15 protein-coding genes are annotated in these 13,131 nt (G+C 28.8%); 8 read left to right on the top strand and 7 right to left on the bottom strand.

The window, feature by feature from the left end:
• Positions 1-23: 23 nt before the first annotated feature.
• Genes ahcY through AC5SLN_RS05855 form a run of 4 tightly spaced genes read left to right on the top strand, consistent with a single transcriptional unit; the run spans position 24 to position 3,407 of the window.
• A complete protein-coding gene (gene ahcY, locus AC5SLN_RS05870; protein ID WP_006997713.1) occupies positions 24-1,310 on the top strand; it encodes an adenosylhomocysteinase in 1,287 nt (428 codons plus the stop codon).
• On the top strand, positions 1,294-1,752 hold the full coding sequence (tsaE, locus tag AC5SLN_RS05865) for a tRNA (adenosine(37)-N6)-threonylcarbamoyltransferase complex ATPase subunit type 1 TsaE (RefSeq protein ID WP_494591698.1): 459 nt from the start codon (positions 1,294-1,296) through the stop codon (positions 1,750-1,752). Before ahcY ends, tsaE begins: the two co-directional genes overlap by 17 nt.
• A 3-nt stretch (positions 1,753-1,755) precedes the next feature.
• The gene (locus tag AC5SLN_RS05860; RefSeq protein WP_494593209.1) at positions 1,756-2,721 is read left to right on the top strand and encodes an aminoglycoside phosphotransferase family protein; all 966 of its coding nucleotides are present in this window, start codon (positions 1,756-1,758) and stop codon (positions 2,719-2,721) included.
• Entirely contained in the window at positions 2,718-3,407 is a 690-nt protein-coding gene (locus AC5SLN_RS05855) for a sugar phosphate nucleotidyltransferase (protein WP_494593207.1), read from the top strand. The genes AC5SLN_RS05860 and AC5SLN_RS05855 overlap by 4 nt, the downstream gene beginning before the upstream one ends.
• On the opposite strand, the gene AC5SLN_RS05850 is transcribed toward AC5SLN_RS05855, so the two are convergent.
• A complete protein-coding gene (locus AC5SLN_RS05850) occupies positions 3,396-4,112 on the bottom strand; it encodes a 2,3-bisphosphoglycerate-dependent phosphoglycerate mutase (protein ID WP_494593205.1) in 717 nt (238 codons plus the stop codon). The genes AC5SLN_RS05855 and AC5SLN_RS05850 overlap by 12 nt on opposite strands.
• Positions 4,113-4,161: 49 nt before the next feature.
• Here AC5SLN_RS05850 and AC5SLN_RS05845 point away from each other — a divergent pair, with 49 nt between their 5' ends.
• Together AC5SLN_RS05845 and AC5SLN_RS05840 are read left to right on the top strand one after the other, a co-directional pair.
• Entirely contained in the window at positions 4,162-4,551 is a 390-nt protein-coding gene (locus AC5SLN_RS05845) for a VanZ family protein (RefSeq protein WP_020168861.1), read from the top strand.
• Positions 4,538-5,137: a transglycosylase SLT domain-containing protein gene (locus AC5SLN_RS05840; protein WP_494576661.1), complete on the top strand. Its 600-nt coding sequence runs from the start codon at positions 4,538-4,540 to the stop codon at positions 5,135-5,137. Before AC5SLN_RS05845 ends, AC5SLN_RS05840 begins: the two co-directional genes overlap by 14 nt.
• Here AC5SLN_RS05840 and AC5SLN_RS05835 read toward each other — a convergent pair.
• Genes AC5SLN_RS05835 through msrA form a run of 4 tightly spaced genes read right to left on the bottom strand, consistent with a single transcriptional unit; the run spans position 5,134 to position 10,386 of the window.
• Complete coding sequence (locus tag AC5SLN_RS05835; protein WP_494593203.1) at positions 5,134-8,256, bottom strand: efflux RND transporter permease subunit; 3,123 nt, start codon at positions 8,254-8,256, stop codon at positions 5,134-5,136. The genes AC5SLN_RS05840 and AC5SLN_RS05835 overlap by 4 nt on opposite strands.
• Positions 8,256-9,125, bottom strand: a complete 870-nt coding sequence (locus AC5SLN_RS05830) for an efflux RND transporter periplasmic adaptor subunit (RefSeq protein ID WP_494593201.1) — start codon at positions 9,123-9,125, stop codon at positions 8,256-8,258. The genes AC5SLN_RS05835 and AC5SLN_RS05830 overlap by 1 nt, the downstream gene beginning before the upstream one ends.
• 3 nt (positions 9,126-9,128) lie before the next feature.
• Complete coding sequence (locus AC5SLN_RS05825) at positions 9,129-9,941, bottom strand: rhodanese-like domain-containing protein (protein WP_494593200.1); 813 nt, start codon at positions 9,939-9,941, stop codon at positions 9,129-9,131.
• 1 nt (position 9,942) lies between these two features.
• Positions 9,943-10,386 carry a peptide-methionine (S)-S-oxide reductase MsrA gene (msrA, locus tag AC5SLN_RS05820; RefSeq protein ID WP_494593198.1) on the bottom strand — a complete coding sequence of 148 codons (444 nt, stop codon included), beginning with the start codon at positions 10,384-10,386 and terminating at the stop codon, positions 9,943-9,945.
• A gap of 35 nt (positions 10,387-10,421) precedes the next feature.
• Between msrA and AC5SLN_RS05815 the strand changes: the two genes are divergently transcribed.
• Both AC5SLN_RS05815 and AC5SLN_RS05810 read left to right on the top strand, forming a co-directional pair.
• Positions 10,422-11,306, top strand: a complete 885-nt coding sequence (locus tag AC5SLN_RS05815; protein ID WP_494593197.1) for a DMT family transporter — start codon at positions 10,422-10,424, stop codon at positions 11,304-11,306.
• Positions 11,299-11,934, top strand: coding sequence for a DNA-3-methyladenine glycosylase family protein (locus AC5SLN_RS05810; RefSeq protein ID WP_041185768.1), 636 nt, complete (start codon positions 11,299-11,301; stop codon positions 11,932-11,934). The genes AC5SLN_RS05815 and AC5SLN_RS05810 overlap by 8 nt, the downstream gene beginning before the upstream one ends.
• Here AC5SLN_RS05810 and AC5SLN_RS05805 read toward each other — a convergent pair.
• Positions 11,921-12,217 carry a DUF1330 domain-containing protein gene (locus tag AC5SLN_RS05805; protein WP_494593196.1) on the bottom strand — a complete coding sequence of 99 codons (297 nt, stop codon included), beginning with the start codon at positions 12,215-12,217 and terminating at the stop codon, positions 11,921-11,923. The two genes, AC5SLN_RS05810 and AC5SLN_RS05805, sit on opposite strands and share 14 nt — an antisense overlap.
• Complete coding sequence (locus AC5SLN_RS05800; protein WP_494593195.1) at positions 12,217-13,107, bottom strand: glycosyltransferase family 17 protein; 891 nt, start codon at positions 13,105-13,107, stop codon at positions 12,217-12,219. Before AC5SLN_RS05800 ends, AC5SLN_RS05805 begins: the two co-directional genes overlap by 1 nt.
• Positions 13,108-13,131: the final 24 nt, after the last annotated feature.

The following is a 13,131-nucleotide window of genomic DNA, read 5'->3' as shown; positions in this document are numbered from 1 at the left end:
TTTTTATTATATAAAACTGAGCAATGGATGATTTTAAAGTTAAAGATATATCGTTAGCAGACTTTGGAAGAAAAGAAATTTCGATAGCTGAAAGTGAAATGCCTGGTCTAATGGCATTAAGAGAAGAATACTCAGGAAAAGCACCCTTAAAAGGAGCAAGAATATTGGGATGTCTTCATATGACAATTCAAACAGCAGTTTTAATTGAAACTTTAGTAGAGCTTGGAGCAGAAGTTAGATGGTCTTCTTGTAATATTTTTTCAACACAAGATCATGCTGCTGCAGCAATAGCTAAAGCAGGAATACCAGTTTTTGCTTGGAAAGGTGAAACTGAAGAGGAAGCTGTATGGTGCATCAGACAAACAATAGAAGGTAAAAAAGACTGGAAAGCAAATATGCTATTAGATGATGGTGGTGATTTAACTGCAATGATGCACAGCGATTACAAAGATTTGTTAAAGGAAGTAAAAGGTGTTTCAGAAGAAACAACGACTGGAATTAAAGCATTAAACAAAATGGAAAAAGATGGAACATTAATGATTCCAGCAATTAATGTTAATGACTCAGTTACAAAATCCAAATTTGATAACCTATATGGTTGTAGAGAAAGTTTAGTAGATGGAATTAGAAGAGCCACAGATGTAATGATGTCTGGTAAAGTTGCAATTGTAGCAGGCTTTGGGGATGTTGGAAAAGGTAGTGCTGCATCTTTAAGACAAAGTGGTGCTCGAGTGATGGTTACAGAAGCGGATCCAATTTGTGCACTCCAAGCAGCAATGGAAGGTTATGAAGTAGTTTTAATGGATGAAGCTATAAGCAAGGCAGATATTGTTGTTACTGCTACAGGTAATATAGATATTGTTACTGCAGATCATATGAGAAATATGAAAGATAGAGCAATCCTTTGTAATATTGGACACTTCGATAATGAGATTCAAGTAGAAGCCTTAAAAAATTATAAATGGACAGAAGTAAAACCAGAAGTTGATGAAATAGAATTAGTTGATGGAAAGAGAATTATTCTTTTAGCCAAAGGTAGATTGGTAAATTTAGGTTGTGCAACAGGGCATCCAAGTTTTGTAATGAGTGCATCATTTACAAATCAAGTAATGGCACAAATTGAACTTTGGCATAATCATAAAAATTATGAAAATAAAGTTTATGTATTACCAAAATCATTAGATGAAAAAGTGGCAATGCTTCACTTAAAAAAAGTAGGTGCTAAACTTACGAAACTATCAAAAGACCAAGCTGACTATATAAGTGTTGAAACTGAAGGACCATTCAAACCAGATGCTTATCGCTACTAATAGCGAAAAAATAGATATCTCCCTAGAAGATAAAACATCTGAGCTAGCTAAAAGTTTTTCAAGAGCATTACAAAAAGGAGATGTAGCTTATTTTCATGGAGAAATAGGCGTTGGCAAAACCACATTTATAAGACACCTTATTAATAATCTTCAACAATTAAATAAAATCAATTTAACCGAAGTTACTAGTCCTACCTTTAATTTGGTAAATGAATATGATGTTGGAAATTTTATAATACAGCATTATGATTTGTACAGGTTGACTGACTATAGTGAAATAAAAAACATTGGTTTATTTGAAAATAGAGAAGAAGTTGTGACATTAATTGAATGGCCTGAGAAAATAAAAGAAACTATTGACTCCAAAATTGATTTACATTTTGAATACAATGATGATTTGAATAAAAGATATTTAACAATTAAGGGAGTTAAAAATAAATAATAGATGTTACAAACTAATGATAAATTAAAAAAAATTAAAGGTGACGCATCATTTAGATCTTTTTATAGAAAGTCATCATCAAAAAAAAAATCAATCGTAGTTTTTGCTTCTAAGGAAAAAGAGAAAAATTTGCTAATATATGATGCAATAAATAATCTTCTAATTAAAAATAAAGTTTTAGCACCCAAACTTTATAGCGAAAATTATAAAAAAAATTATATAGAAATTGAAGATTTTGGAGACGACTCAGTTTTTAGTTTATTAAAAAAAAATAAAAACCAAAAAGAAACTCTCTATAAAAAATCTATTGATTTACTTGGAGTGATTCAAAAAATTAAACAAAATCGATCTAAAAACTTTAAAGGTAAAACCTATAAAATTCCTATTTATGATAATGTTAAATTATTCAATGAGGCAAATTTATTTTGTGAATGGTATGCAAAAAAATATGTAAAAAAAAATAAACTAACTAAATTTAAAATCGATATAAAAAAACAAATTAGGTTTTTATTAACAAACCTTCAATCAAAAGAAAAAGTTTTAGTTCATAGAGATTTTCATGTATCGAATTTAATGAAGTATAAAAATAAAATAGGAGTTATCGACTCGCAAGATGCTTTAATTGGAAACAGGGCTTATGATTTAGCTTCCCTAATTGATGATGTTAGATTTAGAACAGATAAAATATTTAAAAATAAAATTTATCGTTATTATTTAAAACTAAATAAAAAAAGAGTTAACAAGGCTACGTTATTAAGTGATTTTGAAATATTATCCATTTTAAGAAATATGAAAATCATTGGAATATTTACAAGATTGGCCATGAGAGATAAGAAAAAGCAATATTTGAAATTAATTCCCTATGCTTGGAAGTTAATTGAATTAAGAATTTCCAACAATAAAAAATTTTCTGAGCTCAAAAGCTTATTAGAGCTTAATTTTTCCAAAAAAATAAGAAATCAGAAATGAAGATTAAAACTGCATTAATTTTATGTGCTGGATATGGCAAACGCTTAAACCCAATAACACTGACAACCCCAAAACCTCTACTAAAGATAAACGAAATAACTTTATTAGAAAATTGTATTAATTTAATACATTCTTTGGGAATTGATAAGATTTTAATTAACACATTTTACCTAAGTGAAAAAATTGAACAATTTCTTAAAAATAAGAAATTTAATTTAGAAATTAAATTAATAAATGATGGCTCAAATATTTTAGATACGGGAGGTGGAATTTTAAATTTAATAAATTCATCTGATGAAACAGATTTTATGATATTTAATCCAGACACCGTATGGAATGAGAATTATAAAAAATATATTAAAGATATGGAGAAATTTTATTTTTTAAATAAAGTTAAAAATATACTTTTATTAGCTAATGAAAACTTGAGTTTTGACAAAAATTTGAAGGGTGATTTTAATCTTAAAAAAAATATTATAAAAAAGGATGAACTTAATCACTTAATTTATACAGGGTGCCAAATTTTAAATAAGAGTTTATTTGATTCTTATGAGGTAGGTAATTTTTCCATTTCAAATATTTGGAATAAATTAATTGATAAAGACGATTTATATGGTTTTGAGAGTTTTGAAGACTTTAGACATTTAACAGATCTCAATATTTACAAAAAATTATTAAAAAACTAACAAGTCCTTAGCTCTATCTTGATCTAGGTAAGAGCATTCTTTAATATTTTGCTTTGAATCTAAATCTATCAAAAGTGGATTGCCTGTTGGTATTTCGAGTAATGTTATCCTTTGATTATCTAATTTAAATAAAAATTTGCATAACGCCCTTATAGAATTTCCATGAGCTGAAATTAAAATATTTTTATCATTTTTTAGTTTCATTTGAATTTCATCAATATAAAATTTTATTACTCTTTCGTAGGTATCTTTAAGGGACTCGGTGTCAGGAATATTTTCTTTTGGAATGCTTTTATAAACCTCTATATTTAACGGGTGATATGGATTGTTTCTACTTAATGGATCTGGTTTAATATCCCAAGATCTTCTAAAAGCATGTATTTTATCTTCACCGAGCTTTTCTTTCATTTCATCTTTATTTAGCCCTGTTAAAGCTCCATAATGTCGTTCATTTAATTGCCAGGCTTTAACTGGTTCTCTTTTATCTCTTAATGTGTCCTGAATAAATTTTAGTGTGCTGATAGCCCTTAACTGAAATGATGAATAAAAATAATCAATATCAATTTTAGTTTCCTTAATATACTCTCCAGCCTTGCAGGCCTCTAATTTACCTTGCCCTGTAAGGTCTACATCAACCCAGCCTGTAAATCTTTTCTCAAGATTCCATTCACTTTGACCATGTCTTACTAAAATTAAATGAGCCATTTGATATATTCTGATAACTGATAAAAGAAATAAAATAAATAAGATTATTATGAATAAGTTAAAAAACTTTTTTAGAATTGGGTTTTATTCCTCAAATATCATATTGATAATATTTTATTTATACCCAGGCAGTATTCTTGGATGGTTTTTGTATAATGATCGTTATACACAACCTCAAATTACCAGAGATTTTATAATTTCATCAAACCATTTCTATGCTTTTATTTTACTTACAAGCTTAGGAGTACTTTCTTTTCATAATACTAAAAAGATTAATTTTTTAAGTGTTTATTTATTTCTATTATCAATTTTTTTAGAACTATTTCATATTATTATTCCAAATCGTGGATTTGAGATGAGTGATTTATTTGGAAATATTGTGGGTGTAATATTAGTAATACTTATCTATAAGATTATAATTAGGAATGTCAAAACTTAGAAATCATTTTTCAATACTATTAATTATTTTTATTGCTGGCTGTTCCTCAATACCTCAAAACACTTCAAATAGTTGTTCAATTTTTAATGAAAGATACCTTTGGTATAAACATGCCAAAAAAACTGAACAAAAATGGGGAACCCCAATTTATATTCAGCTAGCTATAATTAAGATGGAATCAGACTTTGATTGGCTAGCTAAACCCCCAAGGCAAAAATTATTTAAGATTATACCATTTAAGAGACCCTCTAGCTCATTTGGATATTCACAAGCAGTAAAGGGAACTTGGGAGCAGTATAAAAATGAAACTGGAAATAAATTAGCAACAAGAACAAGATTTAAAGACAGTGTAGATTTTATTGGTTGGTATACCGATAAAACAGAATCTCTTTTAAAAATTTCTAAGAAAGATGCTTTTAGACAGTATCTAGCGTATCATGAAGGGTGGGGTGGTTATAAAGATTATAAGAATAATCAGAAAGTTATAGGTTTAGCTAAAAAAGTAGAAAAACAATCTAATAAATACAAATCACAATTACAAGATTGCCAGAAAAGATTAAATAAAAATAAATATATTATATTTTAACGAAGTTGTTTTTTTAGCTCAATATCAACAGCATCAATTCGTTTCGTATTCTTTGCTAATACCAAATACATGGTTGGCGTTACATATAATGTAAAGAATGTTGATATAATCATTCCTCCCAGAATAGTTGCACCCACAGCTAATCTTGAAGCTTCACCTGCGCCTGGTCCAATATTTCCTATGACCAAAGGCATCATTGCTATCATTGTGCTTATTGACGTCATCATTATGGGTCTAAATCTTAATTGACAAGCTTCCTTAACAGATGTTTCTATATTTTTTCCAGCTGTTCTTAACTGATTGGCATAATCAACAATTAGAATACTATTTTTAGTTGATATTCCAATTAGTATGACAAGCGCTATTTGTGAGAAGATATTAATAGAACTGTTCAAGAATAATATAAAGACCAAGCCTCCAAACAAAGCAAGTGGAACAGTTAACATAATAATAAATGGATGAATAAATGAATTAAAGGTTGCAGCCATTACTAGGTACGCAGTTAGAAATGCTAATCCAAAAATAATAAATAGTTCATTACTAGTTTCTTTTATTTCTTCTGATTTACCTTTCCATGCAATTTGATTAGAGGAGCCAATTTCTTCCATTGTTTCTTCTAAATATGCAATTGCTTCTGTAAGTGTATAAGATTCTGATATATTTGCTGATATTGTTACAGCTCTCTGCCTGTTATATCTTGCTAATTTTTTTGCAGATCCAATTTCACTGAACTCTACTAAATTTGATAAAGAAATAAGTTTACCAGAACTTTCAGATCTAACAAATATTTTAGAAAGGCCTTCTTGCGATCGTCTATCTGCCAAGTATTGTTGAAGTATAATTGGGTATTCTTTACCAAGTCTATTAAATTTTGTTACAGTTTTTCCACCATAAAGAGTTTCTAAGGTTTTGCCAATTGAGTCTGTAGACACACTTAAATCTTTAGCCTTATTTTTGTTAATTACTAATTTAACTTCTGGTTTATCTCTAGAATAGTCAGATTCTATTCTAGATAAATTTTTATTTTGTCTTAATTTATTGATAACTTTAGACTGTATTTCCTCTAACTCCTCATAAGTACTGCCCAATATAACCATTTGAACAGGTTTATTGTAACTAGAAACTCTAATAGATTGAGGTGATATTGGAAAAGCTACTGTTTCAGGAACAGTCACAATTTTTCCAATTGCTTCTCTCATTATTGTTTGTGAACTTTTATCTCGTTCAGCCCATTCATCTAATAATGCAATTATTATAAAGCTATTAAAAGAATTTTTATTACTACCAAAGCCTGGCACTCTCATTATAAATCTTTTGTATGAACTATCCTCAGCTTGAAGAAGAGGAATTAACCTTTTTTCAACATCTTCTGCTCTTTTTTCAGTATATTCAAAAGAGCTTCCTTCATCTGTAAATCCTAGAACAAGATAAACCCCTCTATCTTCTAAGGGTAATAATTCTTTTTTTGTAATATTAAACAAAACACCAGAAATAATAATAGTGAAGACTATAAATGAAATTATGATTTTTTTCTTATTAAGCCAATACCCCAATGTTTCTTCATAAAATTTTAAGAATGATTTAAAAAATTTATCAAATTTAGTGACTATAAAATTTTGTTTTGGCTCTTTCTTTAAAAACTTACTTGCTAACATAGGTGATAGTGTAAGAGCAACAAAAGAAGACACCACAACAGAAACAGATAATGCTATGGCTGTTTCTCTAAATAATGTTCCTGCAATTCCATCAATGAAAATTAAAGGAATAAAAACTGCAACTAGAATTAAAGTTGTTGCAATGATTGCAAAGCTGATTTGTTTTGATCCTTTATAAGCTGCAACTAATGGGTTCTCTCCATTTTCAATTCTTCTATAAATTGCATCTGTCATTATGACTGAGTCGTCAGTAATTATTCCAATTGCTAAAATAAAACTTAATAAGACAAATATGTTTATTGATAAACCAAACAAATAAAGACCCAAAAACGATGCTATTAAGCTTACAGGTAGTGCAACTGCTGGTACAATTACAGCTTTTATATTACCTAAGAATAAATAAATAATTATAACCACAAGAATAAAAGCGATGATTAAAGTTTTGTATACTTCATCGATAGCAGTGCCCACATATGTTGCCCTGTTAAAAGCTACTTCTATATTTAAATCATCTGGTAATGTTTTTTTAACCTCATCTATTTTTTTATTTATTTCTTTAGAAAGCTCTACAGTTGAAGCGCCACTTTTTGCGTAAATACCAATTCCAACTGTCTTTAAATTCAAGGCATCTTTACTTTGGGCCTTAAAAAGATTTTTTTCTGAAACTGGGCCAAACTCGATATTGGCAATATCCGAAAGTCTTACGACATTATTTATGTTTTTTTTAATAGGTAATGTTTTTAATTTTTCTATATCGTTATATGACTTATCTAAATTTAGTATCAAATCTATGTTGGTAGCTTCTAATGTTCCTGCTGGCAGACTTACATTTTCTTTTCTTAAAGCTCCCTCAACTTCTTGAATAGTTAAATTGTTTGCAGCAAGTTTAATAGGATCAATCCAAACTCTTACACTTAGATCTCTTAAACCACCGGTTCTAATAGTTCCTACGTTCTTAACACTTGAGAACTGATCTACCAAATATCTCTCGACATAATCTCCAAGCTCTAAATCACTCCAGGTTGCAGAAGATACAGCCAGCCACATAGTGGTTGAAAATCCTGCTGATTGTTTGAGAATTTGAGGTGCTGCTGCTTCACTTGGCAATCTATCGACAACTCTTGCAACTCTTTCTCTTATATCATTAGCAGCATTATCTAGGTCTATATCAGGATTAAATTCAACATTAATTGAACTGCTCCCATTTTCTGATGTTGAGTTAATATTTTTTATTCCTTCTACTCCACCTATTACATCTTCTATTACTTGTGTTACTTCCTGATCAATTATAGGAGCTGATGCAGATTTGTAGTCTACTTTAACTTGAACTACAGGTGGTTGTAAGCCCTCAGGCAGTTCTCTTACTGGCAATTGTGAAAAAACAAATATTCCAAAAACAATTAATATAAGAGACATTACCCAAGCAACAACTGGTCTTCTTATACTTACGTCAGTTATAAACATTATTTTTTAATTGGTTTAATTTTGCCTCTTGGTCTAACTTTTTTTAAACCCTCAGCTACAATATTATCTCCATTAGCTAAACCTGAAACTACTTCAATAAAACCAGAGTCTCTTATTCCAATAACAATTTCAGCTTTATTAGTCACATTATCTTCTGCAACTTTATAAACATAAGTTTTGTTACCTTCCATGATTAAACTTGTATCTGGAATACTCATGGAATTTCTCTCATTATATTTAACAATAATCTCCAAAAGAGAACCTGGTAAAATTTCAAAATTATCATTTTCTAATTTTATTCTTATAGCTAATGATCTTGTATCCACATCAATCCTGCCAGCTGTTGAGTCAACAACACCTGAATAAATTTTTTTACTATTACCTGAAAATTTAACATCAACATTTAAATTTTCTCTAATAAAACTTGCGTAAAGCTCAGGAATATCTACATCTACATAAATTATCGAAGTATCTTCTAGTTGTATTAAAAGTGAACTTTCAGAAACTTTAATATCATTTGAAAAATCCCTTTTAGTCACCACTCCATCAAAAGATGCTATTAAATTTCTAGTTTTTAATTTTGTTATTAAATCACCTTTTTTCAATTTTCTATTGAATTCTATTGGGTTAACTATTTCATATTTTTCAATTTTGTATGATTTAGTTCTAAAAGGAATTGCTGTTCCATAAGTTGAAACTTTTTGAGAGAAATTTTTTGCTACAACTTCAGTTACTATTATTCCTGGAGGAGGTCTTTTGCTAAATTTTTTTTTAAAATGATTTCCTATCATTGTTCTTCCAACAATTACTATTGTAATAATTAAAAAGAAGACAAGGATTGCAGTTCCGATTTTTGTAGATCTTTTCATATTTTAATTTTTTCCATATTCACTCCATGATCCGTCGTAAATAGTAGGCATATATTTATTATCTATTAAGGAATAAGCAAGAGCCAAAACTGAAGCGGTAACACCAGAACCACATGTAAATACAATGTTTTTGCCCATCTCATATCCTGTTGATTTAAACTTTTCATGAATCTTTTTTTTACTAATAAATGTATGATCTTGATTTATAAGTTCAGAGAAGGGTAGACAAAAAGATTTTTTGATAGAGCCACTTCGCAATCCTTTTCTTGGCTCAGGAATTTTACCCTCAAATCTTTCTAAACTTCTTGCATCAATAATATTAAAATTGTTTTCTAAAATATTTTTGTTAATTTGGTTTATATCTTTTACTAACTCTTTTTTTTCATTTGCAATATAGTTAGAGGGAATAATCTTAATTATATCACTAGTGGTTACTTTATCTTCCTTAATCCATTTTTTTAATCCACCATCTAATACATGGACTAATTCTGGATTGTGACCAAAATAGATAAAATTATACCAACATCTACACGAACTAATTATATCTGAATTATCATAGATAACTATTTGATCATCATTTTCAATTCCCATGCTTGACACAATATTTTCCCATGACTTAGCATCTGTTAACATATGAGGTAGATCAGTATCTTTTTTAGAGTTTTTATCTAAATCAAAAAAAATTGCATTTTTAATATGATTGTTTTTATATTCATCAAAACCATTACGTTCTGTCTGAGGCATGTGCCATGAGCAATCAATAATTTTTACTTTATCTAAATTTTCTTCTAACCAATTTGTGTCAACTAAAGACATATTATCTTTTTTCCAAATATCTCTGATGGTATTCTTCTGCTGGGCAATAATTTTTTAATAAAGAAGTTTTTGTAACAACATTTCCTGATAATTTTAAATTTACTTTTTTTATAACACTCTCAGCAATTTCTTTTTGTCTGTCACTTAGGTAAAATATTTCACTTCTATATTGCGTCCCAAAATCAGGTCCTTGTGAATTTAAGGTTGTAGGGTCATGAATTTCAAAGAAGAAATCTAAAATCTTTTCATAAGAGATAATTTTAGGATCAAAATCTAACTTAACAACTTCTGCATGATTTGTATTACCAGTACATATCTCTTTGTAAGTGACTGTTTTGCTGTCACCTCCACAATAGCCAACTTCAGTTTTAATAACTCCCTCAAGTTTACTAAACTTAATTTCTGGTCCCCAAAAACATCCCAATCCTAATACTGCTATTTCCATTGATTATACTTTAATTTGATCTACAAATTATTGCTATGCTAACTAAAAATCAATTAGGTTTTTTGTACATGTTTCTATCTGTATGCACCTTTTCCGTTATGGATTTGCTGGTAAAATGGTCAAGCGACTATCCAACTGGGGAAGTTTTATTTTTTAGAGGCTTTTTTGGTCTATTGCCCACATATTTTTTAATTCCAAAAGGCAAATTAAAAACTTTTTATACAACTGAAAGATCAAAAGAACATTTATTCAGATGTCTTATGGGTTTAATGGCCTTGATTGCAATAGTTGTTGCGTTAAGAGAACTTCCTTTGGCAGTCGTTGTTAGCCTGTCATATGCGGCACCATTATTTATTACCGTATTATCAATTTTTCTATTAAGTGAAAAAGTGGGTATTTTTAGATGGCTAGCTGTCTTAATTGGATTTGTAGGTGTTATTATAATTGCTGAGCCTGGCTTTAAGGGTATGAATTATCTTTATTTCCTTCCTCTAATATTTTGTATTGGAATGGCTTTTGTAACCATTACAATTAGAAAGCTATCAATAACAGAACCTATTTGGCTTATCTCAATTTTTTTTACGATTACTATTTCAATTGCTGGCTTGGCCACAATTCCAATGGGATGGAAAATGCCAAATTTTCAAGACTTTATTCTTTTAGCTTTAATTGGAGTAACAGGAGGTTCTGCAAATTTATTTTTAACTCAATCATATAAACTTTCAGAAGTATCTTTGGTGGCACCTTTAAAATACTTAGCTTTGGTATTTGCTATATTTTTTGGTTATTTTATTTGGAATGAGATACCAACTATAAAAACACTAATTGGTGCATCGCTTGTAGTTCTTGCCTCTCTTATAATTTTTAGAAGAGAAATTTATCATAAACAAAAAATACCATCAACAACTAGACATGAATAAAAAACCAAAATATTGGAATACTGCAAAAAAATATTTATCCAATAAAGATAAAGTAATGTCATCATTGATAAATAAATATAAATCTCCTTCAGAGGCTGTGCTTACTTCTAGAAAAGATATATTTTTTTCATTATGTAAGAGTATCATTGGACAGCAAATCAGTGTTGCAGCAGCTAACTCAGTTTTTTTGAAATTTAAAAAGAAATGTAAAAATAAGATTAATGCAAAAACAGTCTCTAAACTTTCTTCTGTTCAACTTAAAAGCTGTGGATTGAGTGGACAAAAGGTTAGGGGAATAAAAAGTTTAGCTAAACAAATATTAGATAAATCATTTAACCCTAGATTAATTCCTAAGATGTCAGATGAAGAGGCTATTATTTATTTATCTCAGTTAAGACAAATTGGAAGATGGTCAGCTGAAATGATTTTATTGTTTACTTATAATCGGTCAAATATTTGGCCTATACAAGACATTGGTCTTTTAAGAGGAATTTCAAAAAATTATAAAAAAAAATATCTACCACCTGAATCTTATGTAAAATTATTAAACAAAAGATTTAGTCCATACTGTTCAGTTGCAACTTGGTATCTTTGGAGAAGTATAGATCCAGAACCTATTCAGTACTAAAACCTTCTACTATTTGCAGGTTTCGCTCAGTAGTATCTTTAGCTATAGCCCAACCATCCTGATACTCTTTAGAATCGTGGCATTTCATAGCTTGCTCATGATTTGGAAATTCCCAAATTACAGTTCTAGGGTAAGTTTCACCCTCTAAAGTTTCAAATTTTCCACCTCTCACAAGAGGCTTTCCTCCATAACTTTTTATTATTCCAGTAACTTTTGCCCCATAATTTTTTAAATTTTCTTGGCTATCTATTCTTTTGTATAAAGCGATCCAGTAGGCTTTCATTAATCTATCCAATCTAAAAATTTATTTTTATTTGTCACAATATATTCTGGTAGCTTGTTTAAATCAAAATTTTCAAGAATACTTCCATTACCAATTTTATTAACAGTTTTATCAACCTTTAAATCGTAGATTGCTTGTTTATTCCTTATAATTTCATCTATCTGCGTAACTGAAAGAGGGTTTAGATCAAACTCTCTATGATGCAAATAAGATCGTAATTTAAATTCTATTTCTTTTGGTGTTTTGATATTTGAAAAATGCCAACCACCATCATTTATAACTTTTGTACTAGTATATTTGGTTTTTGAAAAAAAAGTATCTATTCTAAAAAAGGAATATTTTCGATCTTTTATATTTCTTAGCCATTGAGGGTTAACTAAATTTTTTTTCTTACATGCTTTTGTTCCTGTCCAAATTAAATTAGGTAACCACAAATTAAATTTGTAGTAAAACATGTCTTGTTTAAACAAAATTATTTTTTCATTTATATTTTTAAAATTTAATTCTGAAAGCTTGGGTATTTCATCAACATCAGAAACCATTATTATATCCTCATCATTTGCTTTCTTAAGCCCTCTAGTTATAAGATTTCTTTGTCCATTTTCTCTATAAGCCGCATTAAAAATTGCTTTTCTAGATTTTTCGTCTTCACTATCTTCAGTATTTATCTCATCTGTTTGTGGATAAGTTTCTTCATCAACTATATAAATTATTTTATCCTTAAATTTTTCAAATTTTTTATGATTAAATTTTAGTTCTCTAGGGTCTCCTTTATGAGTGTAAATACTTTCAACAATTACAAAATAATCAACAAATTCATTTAAAGTGTTAAGCCTTACGTCTAGAACTACTTCTTCGTCAAAGTACATAAAGCAATCATAAATTTTCATAGTTTTTATTCTTTTTTATCTATA

Source organism: Candidatus Pelagibacter sp. PS_31 (genome assembly GCF_059417865.1).
The sequence above is the reverse complement of the archived record's forward strand: the minus strand, read 5'-3'. Positions and strand labels throughout refer to the sequence as shown.

What these genes read in the sequence shown, in the direction of transcription:
- ahcY (WP_006997713.1), top strand. Translation starts at nt 24, where the DNA reads ATGGATGATTTTAAAGTTAAAGATATATCGTTAGCAGACTTTGGAAGA.
- tsaE (WP_494591698.1), top strand. Translation starts at nt 1,294, where the DNA reads ATGCTTATCGCTACTAATAGCGAAAAAATAGATATCTCCCTAGAAGAT.
- AC5SLN_RS05860 (WP_494593209.1), top strand. Translation starts at nt 1,756, where the DNA reads ATGTTACAAACTAATGATAAATTAAAAAAAATTAAAGGTGACGCATCA.
- AC5SLN_RS05855 (WP_494593207.1), top strand. Translation starts at nt 2,718, where the DNA reads ATGAAGATTAAAACTGCATTAATTTTATGTGCTGGATATGGCAAACGC.
- AC5SLN_RS05850 (WP_494593205.1), bottom strand. Translation starts at nt 4,112, where the DNA reads ATGGCTCATTTAATTTTAGTAAGACATGGTCAAAGTGAATGGAATCTT.
- AC5SLN_RS05845 (WP_020168861.1), top strand. Translation starts at nt 4,162, where the DNA reads ATGAATAAGTTAAAAAACTTTTTTAGAATTGGGTTTTATTCCTCAAAT.
- AC5SLN_RS05840 (WP_494576661.1), top strand. Translation starts at nt 4,538, where the DNA reads ATGTCAAAACTTAGAAATCATTTTTCAATACTATTAATTATTTTTATT.
- AC5SLN_RS05835 (WP_494593203.1), bottom strand. Translation starts at nt 8,256, where the DNA reads ATGTTTATAACTGACGTAAGTATAAGAAGACCAGTTGTTGCTTGGGTA.
- AC5SLN_RS05830 (WP_494593201.1), bottom strand. Translation starts at nt 9,125, where the DNA reads ATGAAAAGATCTACAAAAATCGGAACTGCAATCCTTGTCTTCTTTTTA.
- AC5SLN_RS05825 (WP_494593200.1), bottom strand. Translation starts at nt 9,941, where the DNA reads ATGTCTTTAGTTGACACAAATTGGTTAGAAGAAAATTTAGATAAAGTA.
- msrA (WP_494593198.1), bottom strand. Translation starts at nt 10,386, where the DNA reads ATGGAAATAGCAGTATTAGGATTGGGATGTTTTTGGGGACCAGAAATT.
- AC5SLN_RS05815 (WP_494593197.1), top strand. Translation starts at nt 10,422, where the DNA reads ATGCTAACTAAAAATCAATTAGGTTTTTTGTACATGTTTCTATCTGTA.
- AC5SLN_RS05810 (WP_041185768.1), top strand. Translation starts at nt 11,299, where the DNA reads ATGAATAAAAAACCAAAATATTGGAATACTGCAAAAAAATATTTATCC.
- AC5SLN_RS05805 (WP_494593196.1), bottom strand. Translation starts at nt 12,217, where the DNA reads ATGAAAGCCTACTGGATCGCTTTATACAAAAGAATAGATAGCCAAGAA.
- AC5SLN_RS05800 (WP_494593195.1), bottom strand. Translation starts at nt 13,107, where the DNA reads ATGAAAATTTATGATTGCTTTATGTACTTTGACGAAGAAGTAGTTCTA.